Source organism: Paenarthrobacter sp. NPDC090520, from assembly GCF_044769205.1.
GTDB lineage: Bacteria > Actinomycetota > Actinomycetes > Actinomycetales > Micrococcaceae > Arthrobacter.
Genome location: NZ_JBIVXM010000003.1, coordinates 81379 through 101436, shown reverse-complemented (window position 1 = coordinate 101436; position 20058 = coordinate 81379). Strand labels below are relative to the sequence as shown.

16 protein-coding genes are annotated in these 20058 nt (G+C 64.2%); 12 read left to right on the top strand and 4 right to left on the bottom strand.

Features of this window, described 5'->3' with window-relative positions:
* Positions 1 to 21 precede the first annotated feature (21 nt).
* From ACIQTZ_RS05200 to ACIQTZ_RS05185, 4 genes are all read right to left on the bottom strand, one after another.
* Positions 22 to 780: a MerR family transcriptional regulator gene (locus ACIQTZ_RS05200; protein ID WP_402978191.1), complete on the bottom strand. Its 759-nt coding sequence runs from the start codon at positions 778 to 780 to the stop codon at positions 22 to 24.
* 81 nt (positions 781 to 861) lie between these two features.
* Entirely contained in the window at positions 862 to 1500 is a 639-nt protein-coding gene (locus tag ACIQTZ_RS05195; protein WP_400337319.1) for a PadR family transcriptional regulator, read from the bottom strand.
* 342 nt (positions 1501 to 1842) lie between these two features.
* Positions 1843 to 2664 (bottom strand): ammonia-dependent NAD(+) synthetase, encoded by an 822-nt coding sequence (nadE, locus tag ACIQTZ_RS05190; RefSeq protein ID WP_402978188.1) that lies wholly within the window; start codon positions 2662 to 2664, stop codon positions 1843 to 1845.
* 112 nt (positions 2665 to 2776) lie between these two features.
* Positions 2777 to 3814, bottom strand: a complete 1038-nt coding sequence (locus ACIQTZ_RS05185; RefSeq protein ID WP_400337316.1) for a LacI family DNA-binding transcriptional regulator — start codon at positions 3812 to 3814, stop codon at positions 2777 to 2779.
* 213 nt (positions 3815 to 4027) lie between these two features.
* On the opposite strand from ACIQTZ_RS05185, the gene ACIQTZ_RS05180 reads away from it, so the two are divergent.
* The 12 genes from ACIQTZ_RS05180 (at position 4028) to uidB (ending at position 19751) form a co-directional block, all read left to right on the top strand.
* Complete coding sequence (locus tag ACIQTZ_RS05180) at positions 4028 to 4873, top strand: sugar phosphate isomerase/epimerase family protein (protein ID WP_402978185.1); 846 nt, start codon at positions 4028 to 4030, stop codon at positions 4871 to 4873.
* A 194-nt stretch (positions 4874 to 5067) separates the two neighbouring features.
* Positions 5068 to 6075: a Gfo/Idh/MocA family protein gene (locus tag ACIQTZ_RS05175; RefSeq protein WP_402978182.1), complete on the top strand. Its 1008-nt coding sequence runs from the start codon at positions 5068 to 5070 to the stop codon at positions 6073 to 6075.
* A 268-nt stretch (positions 6076 to 6343) separates the two neighbouring features.
* Complete coding sequence (locus ACIQTZ_RS05170) at positions 6344 to 7876, top strand: ABC transporter substrate-binding protein (RefSeq protein WP_402978179.1); 1533 nt, start codon at positions 6344 to 6346, stop codon at positions 7874 to 7876.
* Positions 7877 to 7882: 6 nt separating this feature from the next.
* Entirely contained in the window at positions 7883 to 8824 is a 942-nt protein-coding gene (locus ACIQTZ_RS05165; RefSeq protein WP_400337308.1) for an ABC transporter permease, read from the top strand.
* Positions 8821 to 10731 carry a dipeptide/oligopeptide/nickel ABC transporter permease/ATP-binding protein gene (locus ACIQTZ_RS05160; RefSeq protein WP_402978176.1) on the top strand — a complete coding sequence of 637 codons (1911 nt, stop codon included), beginning with the start codon at positions 8821 to 8823 and terminating at the stop codon, positions 10729 to 10731. The genes ACIQTZ_RS05165 and ACIQTZ_RS05160 overlap by 4 nt, the downstream gene beginning before the upstream one ends.
* Entirely contained in the window at positions 10728 to 11609 is an 882-nt protein-coding gene (locus ACIQTZ_RS05155; RefSeq protein ID WP_402978173.1) for an ATP-binding cassette domain-containing protein, read from the top strand. Before ACIQTZ_RS05160 ends, ACIQTZ_RS05155 begins: the two co-directional genes overlap by 4 nt.
* A gap of 63 nt (positions 11610 to 11672) precedes the next feature.
* Positions 11673 to 12533 carry a sugar phosphate isomerase/epimerase family protein gene (locus ACIQTZ_RS05150; RefSeq protein ID WP_402978170.1) on the top strand — a complete coding sequence of 287 codons (861 nt, stop codon included), beginning with the start codon at positions 11673 to 11675 and terminating at the stop codon, positions 12531 to 12533.
* 27 nt (positions 12534 to 12560) lie between these two features.
* Positions 12561 to 13727, top strand: a complete 1167-nt coding sequence (locus ACIQTZ_RS05145; RefSeq protein ID WP_402978167.1) for a Gfo/Idh/MocA family protein — start codon at positions 12561 to 12563, stop codon at positions 13725 to 13727.
* A gap of 211 nt (positions 13728 to 13938) precedes the next feature.
* A complete protein-coding gene (locus tag ACIQTZ_RS05140) occupies positions 13939 to 14985 on the top strand; it encodes a LacI family DNA-binding transcriptional regulator (RefSeq protein ID WP_402978164.1) in 1047 nt (348 codons plus the stop codon).
* 93 nt (positions 14986 to 15078) lie between these two features.
* A complete protein-coding gene (gene uxaC / locus ACIQTZ_RS05135) occupies positions 15079 to 16479 on the top strand; it encodes a glucuronate isomerase (RefSeq protein ID WP_402978161.1) in 1401 nt (466 codons plus the stop codon).
* A complete protein-coding gene (locus tag ACIQTZ_RS05130) occupies positions 16476 to 17825 on the top strand; it encodes a mannitol dehydrogenase family protein (protein WP_402978158.1) in 1350 nt (449 codons plus the stop codon). Before uxaC ends, ACIQTZ_RS05130 begins: the two co-directional genes overlap by 4 nt.
* A 444-nt stretch (positions 17826 to 18269) precedes the next feature.
* Positions 18270 to 19751, top strand: coding sequence for a glucuronide transporter (uidB, locus tag ACIQTZ_RS05125; protein ID WP_402978155.1), 1482 nt, complete (start codon positions 18270 to 18272; stop codon positions 19749 to 19751).
* Positions 19752 to 20058: the final 307 nt, after the last annotated feature.

Genomic DNA, 20058 nt, shown 5'->3' with positions numbered 1-20058 from the left:
CACCCGGTTCAGCGCGGGGCTCTACAGATTCGCCTCCGCGTAGGCCCGCAGCGCGTCCCGTACGAAGGTGGCTCCGGCTTCCCCGCCGTAGTTGGCTGCAAAACGTGGATCGGCAACGTACATCTCGCCCAGCCCTATGACGTAGCCCTTCACGTCACCGCCGGGCGCCGCCGAGGGCGTTCCCGGGATACCTCGCAGCCACTCGACGTGCCGCCGTGCGAGATCCTGTGCCTCGGCACTGTCCGGCGCAACGCCGGAACCAGCGGCGGCGATCCAGCCGCTGCCCAGCTGCTGGGCCCTGTCTTTCCAAGCCTGCTTTTCTTCGGAGCCCATTCCCCGCCACCACGCGTCACTCGCGGCGTAGGCGTCCTTGCCCCATCGCTCCTCCACCTCGTCCTTGTACTGAGTGTGGTCAAAGCCGTCAAACATGTCCTGTGCCATGTACTTTCCATCCCCTTTCAATGTCGCAATGGTTTGCTGCACGGACGCGATCTGCCGTGCGAGACGGTCCTGTTCCTGTCCGAGCCATTCCAGATGGCCGCTCAGGGCTTTGACGGTGTCCGTCTCCCGGGAAAGAACGTCCGATATCGCCGGCAAGCCCAGCCCGAGTTCCCGCAGGAGCAGGATGCGCTGGAGCTGGACCAGTGCCGGACCGTCGTAATAGCGGTAGCCATTGTGGGCGGTCCGGCTTGGCTTCAGCAGCCCGATGTCGTCGTAGTGACGCAGCGTGCGACTGGTGGTGCCTGCCATCTTGGCGATTTCCTGGATTGACCAGTCCATCCGTCCTCCGTCCTGTGCCTGTACTTCGACAGTAGAGGTTGACGTTAGGTCAAGGTCAAGGTCAAGGGGATGAATTCGAAACTAGTCAGCCAGGATCAGGTAGAGCGCGCGACGTGTCTCGTCGAGCTTCTCAATGGCGGCCTGGCGCTGCTCGTCGGTGGCGGCGGAACGGAACTGGTGGATGACGCCCATGAGCTTTCCAACGCTTTGGTGGAAGGCTGCGCCGGTGGAGTCGGCCTCCGTGTTCCAGGCGTTGGCCAGTTCTTCCTCGTGCTCGGCGATGTACGCGCGGCCGTCTTCTGTGAGGGTGAATTCTGTGCGGCGACCCTCACCGACGGCGACAATCAGTCCTTCATCGACCAACTGCTGCAGTGTGGGGTAGACCGAGCCGGGGCTGGGACGCCAGGCGCCGGAGGTCTTTTCGGCAATGGTCTTGATCAGTCCGTAGCCGTTCGAGGGAGCCTCTGCCAAGAGCGACAGAATTGCTGCCCGGACGTCGCCGCGGTTGCGACGCGGACCACCCGGGCCGAAGCCCCGTGGGCCGAACCCGCCGGGTCCGAAGCCTGGGCCAAATCCGGGACCGAAGCCCGGACCAAACCCGCCTCCGCCGTGGCCGCCCGGACCGCGCCGGCCCTTGCCCCGGTTGAATCGGCCGCGCCCGTGGGAGTCGTCGCCGTGCTCTGGGAAGGAATTTTCGTGGTGTTCGTGGATGCCTTTCATAACAGCATCGTCCTTTCGATAGGTATCACCGATCGAGTATCGGCGATAGTTAACGATATATCGGTAACTATCGCATCGTCAAGGGTGCTGAGAGAGAGTTTGTGGGAGAAGGGTGTTTGGTGGGAGAGGGTTTGTGGGAGAAGGGTGCTTGGTGGGAGAGGGTTGGCGGGAAGGGGGTGTTTGGTGAGAGAGGGTTGGCGGGAAGGGGGTGTTTGGTGAGAGAGGGTTGTTAAAGCCCGACGGCGGGTGCGGACTTCGCGTGAAGTCCGCACCCGCCGTCGTGGTTAAGCATGGTGCGTGAATAAGGCGTGGTTCCGTGAGGTGGCACCTAAGGGGTAGACGCTACTTCCACCAGGTATCGAAGATCGTGACCGGAACCGTGCGCTTGTGGCGGGTCCGGAGGTACTTCTGCTCGATGAGCCCAGCTGCGTCCTCGGCGATGTCGCGGCCCTCAAGGTAATCGTCGATCTGGTCGTAGGTGATGCCAAGCTCGTCCTCGTCGGTCCGGCCGGGCTTGTCATCCAGGAGGTCGGCGGTGGGGACCTTTTCCCACACGCGCGAGGGAGCGCCCAGTTCAGCCAGGAGCTCGCGGTTCTGGCGCTTGTTGAGGCCGAACAGCGGGAGGATGTCCGCACCGCCGTCGCCGAACTTGGTGAAGAAGCCCGTCACTGACTCGGCGCCGTGGTCGGTGCCGATCACCAGGTAGTTGTGTTCGCCGGCCAGTGCGTACTGGGCGATCATGCGGGCGCGGGCCTTGGTGTTGCCCTTGTGGAAATCCGAGATCGCGGCGCCGGTGGTCTTCTCGAACTCCTCCTCGAAGCCGTCCACGGCCTGGGAGATGTTGAACGTCCACTCGGTCTTGGCCTTGATGAAGTCCAGGGCTGCCTGGGCGTCGTCTTCGTCGTGCTGGATGCCGTAAGGCAAGCGGACGGCGACGAAGTTGGACTCAACGCCCTCGGCTTCAAGCTCCTCGACGGCCAACTGGGCAAGCCGTCCGGCGAGGGACGAGTCGATGCCGCCGGAGATGCCGAGTACAAAGCCCTTGGTGCCCGTGGCCTTCAAGTAGTCCTTCAGGAAGGCAACCCGTTTGCGAACCTCCTCTGCGGGATTGATCCGGGGCTGTACGCCCATTTCCTCGATGATCTTGGCCTGGAGTTCGCGCATGTGTTCAACACTAGCCAGCGCAGTTGTGACCGCTCAACCATATCGCCCCGCGCGGCCCAACTAAGTCGCAGTAGTGCGCGTTTTGAGCGCTCAAAACGCGCACAAATGCGACTTACTTGGGGGCGGGGCGGGTGGAGCTGGGTGCCGGGCCGGTGGAGCCGCGGACCGTGAGATGCGTGGGCATGACCGAACGGCTCCGGCTGCCCCCGCCGGCCAGGGGATTGAGCTGGGCCAACAGCATGGATACCGCCACCCGGCCGGCTTGTTCAATCGGTGAGCTCAACGTGGTCAGTGGCGGGTTGCAGAAGTCGGCACCGAAGATGTCGTCGCAGCCTACGATGCTCATGTCTTCCGGCACGCGGATGCCCCGTTCGCGCAGGCGTTGCAGCATCCCGATGGCAATGAGGTCATTGAAGACAATGCACGCCGTGACGCCGCTGTGGACGGCGGCATCTGCGGCCGCTGCTCCGGATTGGGTCTTCGGGGCGAACGGGCCAAGGAGGCGCAGGTCGATCCCGCGGTCCTCCGCTGCTGCGGACAGGACGGCCCAGCGGCGGGAGCCTGATTGGGAGACGACGGGGCCCGAAAGGTAGGCCACCGACGTGTGCCCAAGTGAGATGAGGTGGTCAAGCGCCTGCGTCATGGCCGACGGCGTATCGATGATGACTGCCGGCACGCCGTCCACGTCCCGGTTGACGGTGACCATGGGCATCCGCAGCGCCGCCTCGGAAAGCGAGGAGTCGTTGAGCCTGGACGCCGCAACAATGACCCCGTCGGCGCTCTTCCGGAGTTGCTCCAAGGTGCTGGCCTCAACCTCGTCCGACTCCTCGGTGTCCACCAGGAGCTGCGTGTAACCGGCGGCCTTGAGCTGGAGCTGCGTCCCGCGGATGAGGTCGAAGTAGAACGGGTTGGTGATATCCGGGACCAGGACGCCCACGGCTCCGGTCTTCCCGGAACTCAGCGCCTTCGCCTGGGAGTTCGGCGTGTAGTTAAGTTCGACGGCGGCTGCCTGGATCCGCTGCCGGGTGCGGATATTCACGCGGTCGGGATTGGTCAGTGCCCGTGAGACGGTTGACGCTGCGACGCCGCACAGCGCGGCAATGTCATGGATGGTGGCAGGACGGTCTGCTGCCACGGGTGGCGTCGCCATGGGCGTTCCTCTCTGAACAAAGGATTCCGTGAGCGTGGAATCCTGCTGTGACCACTGCCACAGTGTGGATCAACCGTGCCACACTTGCAAACTTTTGGCAATCGGTTGTCAATAACGTGCCAAGATAGCTAGACTCAAACGGACAAGACCCGCTGTGAACTGCATCACCGCGCGCATTCCGATCAGGTATCGCCGGTACATCAAGGAGATTTTGTGACTCAACCCAGCGCCGTGTGGAGCCTGTCAGGTTTCGGCGATGAAGTAGACCCCGACCCCACCATCCAGGCTGCGGTGCTCCTTGCACTCGGCGCGAGCCATATCGAAGTGCGCAGCGCCTGGGGGACCAACGTCTCGGAACTGGCGCCGGCCGACGTCGAGCGCCTCAAAGCCATCCTCGACGAAAAGGGCCTGAAAGTCTCGGCGGTGGCCAGCCCGATCGGAAAAGTCGACGTCAGCCTCCCCGTGGAACATGAAGTGGAACGGCTGCGGCAGATCATCTCCGTGGCCAAGGGCCTGGACACCACGTACGTCCGGATTTTCTCCTTCTACCGCGGCGAAGGCCAGACCCAGGAAGGCATCCGCGACGCCGTGATCGAGCGGATGGCGGCCCTGGCGCAGGTGGCCGAAAAGGAAGGCGTTGTCCTCCTCCACGAAAACGAAAAGGGTATCTACGGAGATACCCCGGAGCGTGTCCTGGACATCATGGAAGCCGTGAACTCGCCGGCGCTCCGGGTTGCCTGGGACAACGCCAACTTTGTCCAGGTGGGCGTCAAGCCCTACAGCCAGGGCTATGCCATCCTGCGCCCGTACCTCGAGTACTTCCAGGTGAAGGATGCGCTGGCATCCACGGGCGAGGTGGTGCCCTCCGGCGAGGGTGATGGCGAACTCGAAGAAACCATCGCCGCACTCGCCGCAGACGGGTTCGGCGGGTTCGCCTCGCTGGAGCCGCACCTGGCCCAGGCACACGAACTCGGCGGCTTCTCCGGGCCGGTAGCCTTCGGCGTCGCTGCCCGGGCGTTTGCCGGGCTGGCCGCCAAGAATGGCGTCAGTCTGGCCTGAGCCCAGGGGTCCGGCAACCGGCGCACTCGCCAGCCTTGGCGTCCGCCGGGCTTGAGCCCAGGGCGTCCGGCAACCGGCGCACTCGCCAGCCTTGGCGTCCGCCAACCTGGACCCTCTGGCCTGCGCGGCACATAACAGCGCCGCGCACACCAGGGAGGCCCAAAACCAACCCATTCCTTCGAAGGAGCAGGAACATGCCAACAGCGGCTGTCATCGGTTGCGGTGACGTATCGAGTGTCCATTTCGCGGCGCTGGCAACCTTGGCAGATGCCGAATTGGTTGCGGTCTGCGATACCAATCCCGAACGCCTGGAAGCGGCGGCAGCTGCCCACGGCGTCCCGGGGTACGCGAGCCACCTCGACCTGCTCGAAAAGGTGCGTCCCGACGTCGTGCATATCTGCACGCCGCACCACCTCCACGCCTCGATTGCCGCCGACTGCCTGGAGGCCGGCGTCAGCGTGATCGTCGAAAAGCCGCTTGCGCACACTCTTGAAGAGGGGCGTCGGCTGATCGAGGTGGCGGAACGGAGCACTGCGAAGATCGCCGTGTGTTTCCAGAACCGCTACAACGCGACGTCGCAAGCCATGCGGGAACTGCTCGACGGCGGCACGCTGGGCCGGGTGCTCGGGGCCTCGGCCACTGTGATGTGGCACCGTTCGGGTGACTACTACCGCGACCGGCCGTGGCGTGGCACGTGGGCCGGAGGTGGTGGCGGGCTGATGATGAACCAGGCCATCCACACCGTGGACCTGCTGCAGTGGCTCGTGGGTGACGTAGCGAAAGTTGAGGGCAGGGCTTCCACCCGGGCGCTTGCCGGCGTGATCGAGGTGGAGGACACCGCCGAGTTTGTTGCCGAGCACGAGAACGGAGCCCGCAGCGTCTTCTTCGCAACGCTGGCCAATGCCGTGAACGCACCCGTGACGCTGGACATCGTTACGGAGAACGCCACCCTCAGCCTCCGGGGCGAGCTGACCGTCACGTACGCCGACGGCAGAGTGGACGTGATTCCCGAGCGTGCCTTGGAGTCCGGAGGCCGGGCTTATTGGGGCGTTTCCCATGAGCTGCTGATCCGGGACTTCTATGCCAGGCTCAACCATCCGGAGCCGTTCTGGATCAGCCCGGCCGAGGCGGCGAAGTCGCTGCGGATCGTGAAGGACGTCTATGCCCAGAGCTACCCGGAAATGCTTGACCGGGTGGGCTGACTCTCCCGCCTGACGCACCCAAGTAGGTCGCATTTGTGCACGTTATGAGCCCTCAAAACGCGCACAACTGCGACCTACTTGGGTGTTCGCGCTTTGACTCCGGAAGCACGCATGGCAACAACTTTAGAAACTTTTGACAATCGGTTGCCAAAAGCGGCCAAAGACCGTACTGTAAATCCCACACCCCAGAAATATGTGGCCCAGGCCACACCTTCTAAGCTCTGATCCGATCCCGTTCGCATCAGGCAAGACTCTTTAGGAGCCGACAATGAAGTTAGGTCCCAAGGCGGCAGCAGCTGCCCTTGTACTGAGTGCCTCTCTCGCGCTCACGGCCTGCGGCGGCGGTGGAGCCGGCGCAGGTTCGAACGCCGGCGGAACCACCGTCACGGCACTCACGTTGGGAACCCTCCGCGACCTTACCTCGTGGGACCCGGCCCAGGCCCACGTGGGCCACGCGCTGCAGCCATACCAGGCAGCGTATGACTCCCTGATCCTTCGCGAACCGGACGGCAAGCTGAGCCCCATGCTGGCCACCGCGTGGAAGTACAACGACACCAACACCAAGCTCACCGTGGACCTCCGCACGGACGTCACGTTCAGCGACGGGGCCAAGTTCGACGCGGAAGCGGCCAAGGCCAACCTGGACCACTTCAAGAAGGCCAACGGTCCTCAGATGGCCCAACTCAGCTCGGTATCTGACGTTGCCGTGGTGGATGCTGACACCATCGACATCAACCTCACCGCTCCCGAACCGGCCCTCGAGTTCTTCCTCAGCCAGGCCACCGGCCTGATGGGCAGCCCCAAGGCACTGGGCACCGACGCCATCAAGACCGTCCCCGTCGGCTCCGGCCCGTACGTGATGGATAAGGCAGCTTCCGTCAAGGATTCCCAAACGGTCTTCACCGCCCGCGAAGGGTACTGGAACAAGGACCTGCAGAAGTACAAGAAGCTGACCCTCAAGGTCCTGCTGGATCCCACAGCCCGCACCAACGCGCTGGTCTCCGGCCAGATCGATGCCACGCTCCTTGACCCCAAGAACGGCAAGCAGGCCGAGGGCGCCAAGATGAAGCTCGAAACCAACCAGGTGGACTGGGCCGGATTGCTCCTTCTTGACCGCGACGGCACCAAGAACCCTGCGCTGGCCAACGTCAAGGTCCGTCAGGCCATCAACTACGCCTTCGACCGCAAGACCATCCTGGACCAAGTGATGCTCGGCCAGGGCACACCCACCTCCCAGCCGTTCGGCAAGGACAGCGGTGCCTGGAGCGAAGAGCTGGAGAACTACTACAGCTACGATCCCGCCAAGGCCAAGCAGCTCCTGAAGGAATCCGGCTTCGAAGGCAAGGTCAGCATCGACGTACCTACCCTTCCCGGTGCCGAGACCCTGATCTCCGTCCTCAAGCAGCAGCTCGCCGATGTGGGTATCACCCTGAACCCGGGTGCTGCCATCACCAACACCTTCACCGCCGATGTAGCTGCGCAGAAGTACAGCGCCCTCTACTTCAACCTGTTCCAGGGCGAGCCCACGGTTGCCATCGACCAGATCGTGTCCACCAAGGCCCTGTACAACCCGTTCAAGACCGCCACTCCCGAACTCGATGCCAAGATCCAGGCCGTGCGCACTGCCGGTGACGCAGCTGGCGAAAAGGCCAAGGAAGTCAACAAGTACGTGGTTGAGCAGGCCTGGTTCGCTCCGCTGTTCCGCGTGAACCAGATGTATTACCACAACGACAAGGTGAACGTGGTTCCGCAGGCCCAGCAGGCCGTTCCTTCCATCTACAACTACTCGCCTGCCAAGTAGGAACCCATGATCAAGTTCATTGCGAAGAGGCTGGGCAGCGGGGTGGTGGTGCTGCTGGTGGTTTCACTGCTCACCTTCACCCTCCTGTACACCGCCAGCGGAAGCATTGCGCAAAACATCCTGGGCGACCAGGCAACCCCTGAACAAGTCGCCGCGAAGGAACACGAACTGGGTCTGGACCAGCCCCTCTTCACCCGCTACTTCGCCTGGTTGGGTGATGCCTTGAACGGAAACCTCGGCGCCTCGTGGTTCACCTCGGAGCCGGTAGCCAACTCCCTGGCCACCCGGATTCCGGTAACCATGACCATGGTTTTCGCAGCAATGATCCTGATCGCCCTCTGCGCAGCACTGATTGGTGTTGCCGCAGCCGTGAAGCGCGGCTGGGTGGACAGGGTGGTCCAGATTGGCGCGATCATTGGTGACTCCATTCCGGGGTATGTGATCGGCGTGTTCCTGGTTACCATCCTGGCCATCCAGCTGGGCATGTTCCCCGCTACCAGCACCATCTCGCCCGAGGTAGGGCCTGAAGCGTGGATCGTCTCGATGACCTTGCCGGTCATCGCCCTCCTGATCAACGGCGTGACCGGCGGTGCCCAACAGATCCGCAGCGCCGTCATCAAGCAGCTTGAACGCGACTACGTCCGCACGCTTCGCAGCCGTGGCATCGGCGAGCGGGAGATCCTGTTCAAGCACGTCCTGCGCAGCGCTGCCCCCGCCGGTTTGACGGTCCTGAGCCTGCAGTTGATCGGCATGCTGGGCGGCGTGGTGATCATCGAGCAAATCTTCGCCCTTCCGGGCATGGGTCCGTTGGCCGTGGCAGCGACCGGCCAGACTGACCTTCCCGTCGTCATGGGAGTGGTGATGTACACCGTGGTGGTGGTCATCGTGGTGAACCTCCTGGTGGACATCCTCAATGGTTGGCTCAACCCGAAAGTGCGTGTGTCATGAGCGATTCCATAGATTCAACAGCAGACCTTGCGGCCAACCCCGCAACAGGCCAAAGCGGCACCGTGGTCCGTTCCACCGTGATGCGCCGGCTCATCAAGAACCCCCTGGGCATCGCGGCCCTCGTCATCCTGACAACCATCGCGTTGCTGGCTATCTTCGCTCCTGTGCTGGCTCCGTTCGAAGAGAATTTCGCCAACATCAGCAAGACCCTCGCGGCCCCGGACTCCACCAACATCCTGGGAACCGACAGCGCAGGACGGGATACCTGGAGCCGGTTGCTCTTCGGCGCCCAACTGACCCTGCTTTCGGCGCTGCTCTGTGCAGGTGTGGCCATCGCCATCGGCCTCCCGGCCGGACTCATCGCCGGCTACTACGCCGGCAAGTTCGAGGCCGTGTCCAACTGGGTGGTCAGCATCCTCATGAGCCTGCCCGGCCTGATCGTCCTGCTCACCATCCGTGCAGCGTTCGGCCCGTCGGTGTGGATCTCCATGATCGCTTTCGGCATCCTGATCAGCCCGTCCTACTTCAGGCTCACCCGTGCCGCTGTCCAGTCGGTGCGCAATGAGTTGTACGTCGACGCGGCCCGCGTTTCCGGCCTCTCCGACATCCGGATTGTTGCCCGCCACATCTTCTCCGTGGTGCGCGCGCCCATCATCATCCAGACAGCCGCAATCGCCGGTGTTGCCATCGCCATCCAATCCGGCATTGAATTCCTGGGCCTCGGCGATCCCACCAAGGCAACGTGGGGCGTCATGCTCTCCGAGGGCTTCAAGAACGTCTACCTGACGCCCACGCTCCTCCTGTGGCCGGCCCTCGCCATGGCCCTCACCATCGGCGGCCTCGTCCTGCTGGGCAACGCCATCCGCGACGCCCTGGAAGACGGCGAGAAGATCAAGCACCGCAAGAAGCGCACCCCTGCTTCGGGCACAGTCGGCGCCAGCACGACGGCGGAACCCGCCAAGGCGCGCCCGTCGCGTAAGTCGGTTGCCGCCGTCGAGCTTGGAACCGAACACCACCTGGTCAAGGTGACCAACCTCGGCGTCGGCTATCCGCAGGCGGATGGTTCCATTAAGAAAGTGGTGGACGACGTGTCCTTCCACGTGGACCGCGGCGAAATCCTGGGCATCGTGGGGGAGTCGGGTTCGGGCAAGTCCCAGACCGCCTTCTCCATCCTGGGCCTGCTGCCGGACAACGCACGGATCGTGGCCGGTTCCATCCAGTTCGACGGCAACTACACCGTGGCCCCGGGCGAGGACCGCGTCAGCCAGGAACGGCTGTCCAAGCTGCGCGGCAAGCGGATCTCCTACATTCCCCAGGAACCCATGAGCAACCTGGACCCGGCGTTCACCATCGGTTACCAGCTGGTCACGCCCATGGTCCGCGTCCTGGGCATCTCCAAAGCGGAGGCCCGGACCCGCGCGCTGAAGCTGCTGACCGACGTCGGGATCGTCAACCCGGAGCGGACGTTCGCCGCCTATCCGCACGAAGTTTCCGGCGGCATGGCCCAGCGGGTGCTGATCGCCGGAGCGATCAGCTGCGAGCCGGACCTGGTGATCGCCGACGAGCCCACCACAGCCCTGGACGTTACCGTGCAGGCCGACGTGCTGGACCTGCTGCGCGAGCTGCAGCAGCGCTTGAACATCGGCGTCATCCTGGTGACACACAACTTCGGTGTTGTCGCCGACCTCTGCGACCGCGTGGCCGTGATGCAGAACGGCCGGCTCGTGGAGGAAGGGACTGTCCGGGACATCCTCCGGAACCCGAAAGAGAAGTACACCCAGACCCTGCTGGGGTCCATGCTTGAAGGTAAGACGCCCATGACCATGCTTGTTTCCCCGCCGGAAGGGCCCGTTTCAGACGCAGATTCCGGTGCGGGCCGCGTAGCAGAGAAGGAGCCGGTGGCATGAGCACCGTTTCGCGTCAGGAAGCCCCGCTGCTGTCCGTGGAAAACCTGGTGGTGGAGTATCCCAGCAAGAGATTCCGTGCCAAGCCTTTCCGGGCGCTGACGGACATCAACATCACCATCGGCCAAGGGGAAACCCTGGGGCTGGTGGGGGAGTCCGGATCGGGCAAGACCACCCTTGGCCGGGCCGTGCTCGGCCTGGCTCCGGTGACGGCCGGGAAGGTCATTTTCGAGGGAAACGACATCAGCAACGCCTCCCGCAGGGAACGCCGCACGCTGAGCCGGGACCTGCAGGTGGTCTTCCAGGACCCGTATACCTCGCTCAACCCGGCCCTCGAGATCGGCGACATCCTGGCCGAGCCGCTCGGCGTGCAGGGCATGGCCGCGGGAGAAGCGAAGAAGCGCGTGCGCGAGCTGCTGGACCAAGTGGGCTTGCCCTCGGACGCGATCCACCGGCTCCCGCGGGAGTTCAGCGGCGGCCAGCGCCAGCGTGTGGCGATTGCCCGGGCTTTGGCGCTCTCTCCCAAGCTGATCGTCTGCGACGAGCCCGTCAGCGCACTGGACCTGTCCACGCAGGCCCGCGTGCTGGACCTGTTCCTGCAGATCCAGAAGGACACCGGGGTGTCCTACCTGTTCGTCTCCCACGACCTCGACGTGGTGCGGCACATCAGCCACCGCGTCGCCGTCATGTACCGCGGGGAAATCGTGGAGCAGGGACCTGCGGAGACCGTCACCCGGGACCCTGAACATCCCTATACACAACGGTTGTTGTTGGCTTCGCCGGTGCCCGACCCGGACCGCCAGGAACAACGCCGCGCAGACCGCCACCGCCTGCTCGAGCAGCAGCGCCAACAGACCGAACAGGCTGGCGCCGCGGCGTAGCTGCCGCGTCTTGCCAACACATCAACAGGGCCTTAGCGGGCCGGAGAACCACGGAGGAAAACAGTGGCCAAGATAGGCGTACAGGCGATGATGCTCAAGGAGAGCTTCGCCGAAGTGGGAGCGTTCGAGACCCTGCGCAAGGTCAGCGCAATCGGCTACAACGCGGTGGAGGTCTCCCAGATCCCCATGACCCCCGAGAACGTGGACGAACTGGGGCGTGCCCGGACTGAGTTGGGCATGGACATTGCTGCTTTGTCGGTAGCGGTGGAAGGCCGCAAGGGCTTCCCCGTTGAGTCCCTGGCGGACGACTTCGAGAAGATCGTGGACGACGCCAAGGGCCTGGACTCCAAGCTGCTGCGCATCGGCATGCTGCCCTTCCCCGCCATGAAGTCCCTGGACGCCGTGGTGGACTTCGCCAAGACAGCCAACGGCTACGCCGAGCGGCTGCAGGAGCACGGCATCAGCCTGTACTACCACAACCACCACGTGGAGTTCGCGAAGTTCGACGGCAAATACATGCTGGACATCATCGCCGACAATTCGCCGGCCATGGGCATGGAAATCGACGTGCACTGGGTCCAGCGCGGGGGTCTGGACCCGGTCCGGACGCTGCAAAAGTACGCGGGAAAGACTGCCATGGTGCACTTGAAGGACTACCGGATCGGGCAGATGCCCGAGTCGTCTTTCGGGCTCCTGGAACAGGGCGATTTTGCCGGGTTCATGGCCGAGTTCAAGAACGTCGTCCAGTTCGCCGAGGTGGGCGAAGGCAATCTCGACTTCCCGTCCATTGTGCCCGCCGCCATTGAGGCCGGGGCGCAGTACCTCCTCGTGGAGCAGGACGAACTCTACGGGCGCACGGTGTGGGACGCCCTCCAGACCTCCCACGACAACCTGGTGGCCATGGGCCACAGCGACCTTTTCTAGATTCTTCAACGGACGGAGATTGATTTCATGAGCAAGAAAGTACGCCTCGGCATCATCGGCCTGGGCCAGCAGGGCGGCGCCTACGCCAAGTTCATCAAGGACGGCATGGTCCCGAACATGGAAATCGGCGCCATCTGCGACACTGATCCGGCGAAGAAGGAACTGGCGGCTTCCCTCTACCCGGAGGCACCGTTCTTCGACGACTACATCGCCCTGCTGGAAAGCGGTTCCGTTGATGCCGCGGTCACGTGCGTTCCGCACTACCTCCACCCTGAGATGGGCATTGAGTCCCTGAAGCGGGACATTCACGCCCTCGTGGAGAAGCCTGCCGGCGTCTACACCAAGCAGGTCAAGGAACTCAACGAGTACGCTGCCACCAGGCCGGAGCTGACCTTCGGGATCATGTTCAACCAACGGAACAACCCGCTCTACAAGAAGCTCAAGGAAATCGTCGACGGCGGCGAGATCGGCAGCATCCGCCGCACCAACTGGATCATCACCAACTGGTGGCGGCCGCAGGGCTACTACAACTCCAGTGAATGGCGCGCCACGTGGGGCGGCGAAGGCGGCGGCGTCCTGGTCAACCAGGCACCGCACCAGCTGGACTTGTGGCAGTGGATCTGCGGTGTCCCCAAGTCTGTCTACTCGAAGGTGGCGTACGGCTTCCGCCGGGACATCGCCGTCGAAGACGAGGTCACCGCCGTCGTCGATTATGGCGACGGCGCCACGGGCGTTTTCGTAACCGCCACCCACGACATCGTGGGAACCGACAGGTTCGAAATCCTCGGCGACCAGGGCAAGATCGTGGTGGAAGGCAGCAAGGTGGCCACTGTGACGCGGCTGGTCAAGCCCGAGCGTGAGATCAGCGATTCCATGGGCATGGACGATGTCCGCAAGCTTTTCATGGGCCAGCTGAACCGGGAGGAGCTCTACTCCACCGAGGTCATCGAGTTCGAGTCCGTCTGGGGCGGCCAGCACGCGGGCGTCCTGGAGAACTTCGCCGCAAACATCCTGGATGGAACTCCGCTGCTGGCTCCGGGCTCCGACGGCATCAACGGCGTCCGCCTGGCCAATGCCATCCACCTCTCCAGCTGGACCGGCAAGGAAGTCTCCCTGGACTTCGACGAGGACGAGTTCCTGCAGGAACTGAACAAGCGCGTCGCGGAAGAAGGCAAGTTCCCCGAACGCGCCTAACCCACCCCTCTCCCGACACCCACCCCTCCGACGCTCTCTCACCAAATCGCCCTTCACGGCCGGCGCTCTCTCACTTTCCCTACGAAAGTGAGAGAGCGTTGGCGTTAGAGGGGGAATCCGTGAGAGAGCGTTGGCGTTAGAGGGGGAGTCCGTGAGAGAGCGTTTGGCAACCGTCCAGCTTTTTGTTGCCAAGCGGCACTACGATGGACCCGTGACTGAAGCGACGAACGCCGGAACCTCCACTGCCTCCTCCAAGCGCGGCCGGGGTGAGAAGTCTTCGCCCACCATTTACGACATCGCCAAGCTCGCGGGAGTCAACCCCTCCACAGTTTCCCGCGCCCTCAGCAAGCCGGGCAGGGTCAGCGCCAAGACGCAAAAGATCATCGAGGACGCGGCCGAACAGCTGAACTACCAGGTGAACCCCTTCGCCCGGGCGCTGCCAACCGGCCGTACGCAGACCATTGGCCTGATCGTCGCGGACATCACCAACCCCACGTTCTTCGACATCATCCGTGGCGCCGAAACCACGGGCGCGGCCCGGGATTACACGCTCGTCCTCGCGGAGTCGTCCGAGTCGCCCGAAACCGAAGTCACGGCGGCCAGGCGGCTGCTCGCTACCGTCGACGGGCTCATCCTGGCCAGCCCCCGCATGGACGACGACAACATCCGTTCGCTGGCCGGCGACAAGCCGGTCGTCGTGGTCAACCGCGACATCGAAGGCGTTCCCTGTGTGGTCCCCGACGTCAACAAGGGCATCAGCGAGGCAGTGCGGAGCCTCGCCGCGAACGGCCACGAGCAGCTTGCCTACGTTGCCGGCCCGCCCCAATCCTGGATGACGGCCCGGCGTTGGGAGGGCGTCAAGGCCGCAGCGGAATGGTCCAAACTGACGGCCGTCCGCCTGGAGTCGAGCAAACCAACGGTCGACGGCGGCAGGAAGGTTGCGCGCGACGTGCTGGACAGCGGGGCCACCGCCGTCATCACCTACAACGACCTCATTGCCATCGGCTTGATGCAGGAGTTGCAGGCAGGCGGGATGCAGGTTCCGGACCAGATCAGCATTGTTGGGTTCGACGACATTTTCGGGGCGGATTTCACCACCCCAGCACTGACCACGGTGCGTTCCCCGCTGCGGGAATGCGGTACCCGGGCAGTCACTATTCTCCTTGATCTGTTGCTTGGTCACGAGCCGCCTGCCGGGGCCGTCAGCGTTGAGACTGAACTGGTGGTCCGCGGTTCCAGTGGCAGGCTCCTGAGTTAGCCCCTCACTCCTCGTTGCAGTGCCCCTTGCAACGACTTGGCAATTTTTGGCAACCGGTTGACAAAATGGCAACGGGCACCGGAAGATTGATCTATGTCACAGTCCCTTGCAGCCCACCCTGACCGGCTCCTGCCCGCAGATCCCGGGACGCGCAGCATCGCGCGGTCCTTGCTGGAGCGCGTCCAGGACCTGCCCATCATCTCCCCGCACGGCCACGTTGACGCCGCGGTCATCGAGCAGAACACGCCGTTTCCGGATCCCGCCGCGCTGCTGGTCAGCCCGGACCATTACGTCACCCGCTTGATCCACGCCGACGGCGTCTCCATGGACCAGCTCCACGCGGGCGAGTCCCAGGATTCCCGAGAGGTCTGGCGGCGGTTCGTCGAGGCTTGGCCGCTCTTCGAGGGCACGGCCTCGGGCTACTGGCTCAGGACCCAGTTTGAGCAGGTGTTCAAACTCGGTGCGGACCTCTCCGGAATGTCCGCCGATGCCAGCTACGACGCCATTTCAGCGAAGCTCGTGGAGCCGGATTTCCGTCCCCGGCAGCTGTTCAAGGACTTCAACATCGAGGTGCTGGCCACCACGGATGATCCCTTGGACAACCTCGCGAGCCACAAGGCCCTCACCGAGGACCCCACCTTCAACGGCCGCGTCCTGCCCACGTTCCGCCCTGATGCGTACCTCAACGTCGCGCACCCTTCATGGGCCGCCAACGTGGAGCGGTTGATCGAAACCGCGGCCGACGGCGGCAGTGGCTACGCCGGCTACATCGCCGCCCTGGAAAACCGCCGTCGATATTTCGTGGAGCATGGCGCGGTGTCCGCGGACCACGGCGTCCGCACGCCGGCGACGCTCAAACTCGATGCCGCCGAAGCCGAGGCCCTGTTCGAGAAGGCCCGCGCCGGCAAGGCCACCGCCGCGGACCGGGACGCGTTCGAGGCCCACATGATGTACCAGATGGCGCGGATGTCCGTGGAAGACGGTCTGGTGATGACCATCCACCCGGGCTCCTACCGCAACCACCACGGACCCACGTTCGAGTCGTTCGGCGCAGACACCGGCCACGACATCCCGTTCGCCATCAACTACACCGAGGCAATCCGCCCCCTGCTGCAGGACTTCGGCACGGCCAAGGACTTCCACCTGGTCCTGTTCACCCTGGACGAGACCGTGTTTTCCCGCGAACTCGCACCCCTTGCCGGTTTCTACCCATCCGTGTACCTCGGTGCGCCGTGGTGGTTCCTTGATGCTCCGGATGCGATGCTGCGCTTCCGCTCGGCCGTCACCGAAACCGCCGGCTTCTCGCGCTCCTCCGGCTTCATCGACGACACCCGAGCATTCTGCTCCATCCCGGCCCGGCACGACGCGTCCCGCCGCATCGAAGCGTCCTTCCTCGCTCGTTTGGTTGCCGAGCACCGCGTCAGCGAGGACCGCGCGCACGAGCTGATTCTCGACATCGTCGATGGATCGCCGCGACGGGTGTTCAAGCTGTGAGCGGGCTGCTTCGCCGGACGGCTCCGGCGGCCCCGGTCCGCATCGTGCACCTGGGCCTTGGGGCGTTCCACCGCTCCCACCAAGCCTGGTACACCCAGCACGCCGGCGACGCGGGGGAGTGGGGCATCGCCTCCTTCACCGGCCGACGCCCGGACGCCGCAACGGTTTTGGCTGCCCAGGATGGCCTCTTCACCGTGGTGGAACGATCGGATTCCGGGGACTCCTTCGAAGTGGTGGGCAGCATCGTCGAGGCCGTTGACGGGGCCGATGTTGCCCGGTTCGTCGAGCTGCTCGCCGCTCCCTCCACTGCCGTAGTCACCCTCACCATCACGGAAGCGGCGTATGGTCTGGGCGCCGCCGACCTCTCGGTTCTGCTCGCCGGAGGGGAACCCACGACGCCGATGGGCCGCTTGGTCGCGGGCCTCGCCGCCCGCAGGGCCTCCGACGCCGGACCGCTCGCCGTCGTCAGTTGCGACAACCTCTCGGACAACGGAAACGTAGCCCGGAACGGGGTTCTCTCGTTGGCCCGGGAGTTTGACGCCGGGCTCGCAGCCTGGATTGAAGCGAAGGTCAGTTTCGTCAGCACCTCGGTGGACCGGATTACTCCGCGGACCACTGCCTCCGATATCTCTGCCGTGGCCGCTGCGTGCGGCTACCAGGACGAAGCTCCTGTGGTCACCGAGCCTTTCCATAACTGGGTGCTGAGCGGTGCGTTCCCCGCCGGGCGACCCCGGTGGGAAGACGCCGGCGCAGTCTTCGTGGACGACATTGAGCCGTACGAAAACCGCAAGCTCTGGCTCCTCAACGGCGCGCATTCCATCCTGGCCTACGCCGGACAACTCCGCGGGCACACTACAGTGGCCGAAGCTTTGGCCGACCCCGTATGCCGCGACGCCGTGGAGGAATTCTGGGACGAAGCCTCCAAGCACCTCCCCGGAGAAGAACTTCGCATCACCGAATACCGGGCTGCCTTGCTGGAGCGCTTCGGGAACTCCCGGATCGCCCACCACCTGGCCCAGATCGCCCTGGACGGCAGCACCAAGCTCCGGATGCGGGCCATTCCCGTCCTTCGCGCGGAGCGTGCGGACGGCCGAACCGGAGAGGCCGCGGCGCGGATGATCGCGGTGTGGTCTGCTTTCCTGGCCGTTCAACCTGGTTTGCAGGACCCCCTGTCCGACGCAGTGGCTCAAGCGTCCCTCCTGTCCGGACAAGCCCGAACGGCGGCATTACTGGCTCTGCTCGACGCGGAGTTGGCCAAGGACGCGGGCGTGGTGTCGTTGATCCATGAACTCGGCGAGGGCTTCGCAGCCGTGCCCGCCGAGGCAGGTTCGGGGACCGCCGCGTAGCCCTCCGGGCATATTCATCGCACCCTTTGATTGGCCCAGGCCGCCCGGTAGCCCCGGACTGGCCTGGGCCAATCTGTGCTTTAACAACCCGCTGCTATAGCAACCCCATTGCGTGGCCCGATCTGCCTGGCATTTCGGGGGTTCTGGGTGCAAAGCGGGACCCCCAAGGTGTTCGTGTGAACGGGTGGGTCTTGTTGTTGGGCCTGCGCTGCGTGGCATTCGTGAATCGTGGGGCGCAGGGCAGGCCCGGCAAGGCGTGTCCCCGGCGTCGGCAAGCAGGGACGGGTCGAATCGTTCTGAAGCAATTTGCGGCAACCGATTGCCAAACCTTTGCCAACGTGACTAGAATTACATCAGCTGCACAGGCCGGGCCCAAAGCTCCAGTGGCACAACAACTGTTGAGACGTCCGGCACGCAATGACGCAATGGGTAAAGGAGCCCGCATTGAACAAGCTCAGCAAACTCAGCATCCTCGGCTACGGAGCCGGTGATGCCGCCAACAACCTGGCCTTCACCACGGCCACCATGTTCCTCCTGGTCTATTACACCGACGTTGCCGGCATCTCGGCGGCGGCAGCGGGCACGCTGCTGCTGGTGGTTCGGGTGTTCGACGCCTTCGCCGATGTCTTCGCGGGCCGCCTCGTGGACCGCAGCTACAGCAAGCGCTTCGGCAAGTTCCGTCCCTTTATCATGTTCGGTTCCATCCCGCTGCTGCTCCTGAGCGTGGCAACGTTCTCCGTTCCGCAGATCGGCCAGACGGGCACCCTCCTGTACGCCTACGTCACCTATGCCGCACTCGGTCTTGCCTACTCCGTGGTCAACATTCCCTACGGCTCGCTCGCGGGGGCCATGACCCAAGACCCGGGAGATCGCGCCAAGCTCGGCTCAGCCCGCATGGTGGGCGCGCTGCTGGTGGGCTCGGGACTTGGCATTTTCGTTGCTCCGCTGATCAAGCCGGGCGCCAACCTGCAAGGGCTCTTCACCACCATCACGCTGGTGTTCGTGGTGATCGGCGCGGCCCTCTACTTCTTCACGTTCGTCACAGCCAAGGAGCGAGTGCACCGCTCGGTTCCCAAGGTTTCCTTCAAGCAGAGCATGGACACGTTGAAGACCAACCGCCCGCTGCTCATGCTGTGCCTGAGCTCGTTCCTGTTCCTCACCGGCTACATGGCCCTGTCCTCCGTGCAGCTCTACTACCTGCGCGACGTCCTGGGCCGCCTGGACCTGTATGCCGTGATGTCCATCGTCCAGCTCGTCATGACGTTCGTCCTGGCCGCCTTCATGCCGCGGCTTGTCCACAAGTTCGGCAAGAAGACCGTCTATGTTGCAGCCGGCGCCCTGAGCGCAGTCGGAGGGGTGATCATTTTCTTCACCCCGGCCACCATGACCTGGGTCGGCTTCTCCGGGCTGCTGGTCAGTATGCTCGGCGTGATGGCTGTGAGCATCGTGGTCTGGGCGCTCGAGGCCGACACCGTTGAATACGGCGAGTGGAAGACGGGCGTCCGGACAGAAGGCATCACCTATGCCCTGTTCTCCTTCACCCGTAAGACCGGGCAGGCCGTCGGCGGCGCCCTTGCTGCCTACGCCCTGGCGATGGGCGGTTACAAGTCCGGAGCCCCCCAGACTCCGGAGGCCGTGATGGGTATCCAGTTCGCCGCCGGCGCCCTGCCGGCCATCATGGTGGTCCTGGCCATCGCGGTCATGGCCAAGTACAAGCTCACCGATGCCATGCACGCCGAGATCGTCAATGAGATCAAGGCGCGTCGCACCGCTGAGGCGGGCAGCGCACCTCAAGGCAACGCCGCTGAGGCGGTCAACGCACGCCAGGGCAACGCAGCTGAGACGGCCAACGCACGCCAGGGCAACGCTGCTTTGGCGGACAGCGCACCCCAGGGCAACGCCGCTGAGGCGGGAGGTCGCCGCTGAGGCGGGGCACGCCGCCGTCGTAAATAACGACGGCGGGCTGCCGGGCTTGGTGGGTGAGCGCAGTGGGGTTGCGAGTAATCCCTCAGACGGCTTGGCGTCGCCGGGCCCATGACCCGAAGAGGCGCACTCGCCGGGGTCCGGTTCCCCGACCGTCACCCACGCATCCCGTAGACAGCACCAGTCATTCAGTCCAGCAGTTGGCAACCGATTGCCAAAATCTGCCAACCGCTTTACACTCAATTCCAATCAACCTCTCGCCGAGGGGCTTGCTCCCGGCTTCCACGCATTCGAAGTCTTTCAACCGTCA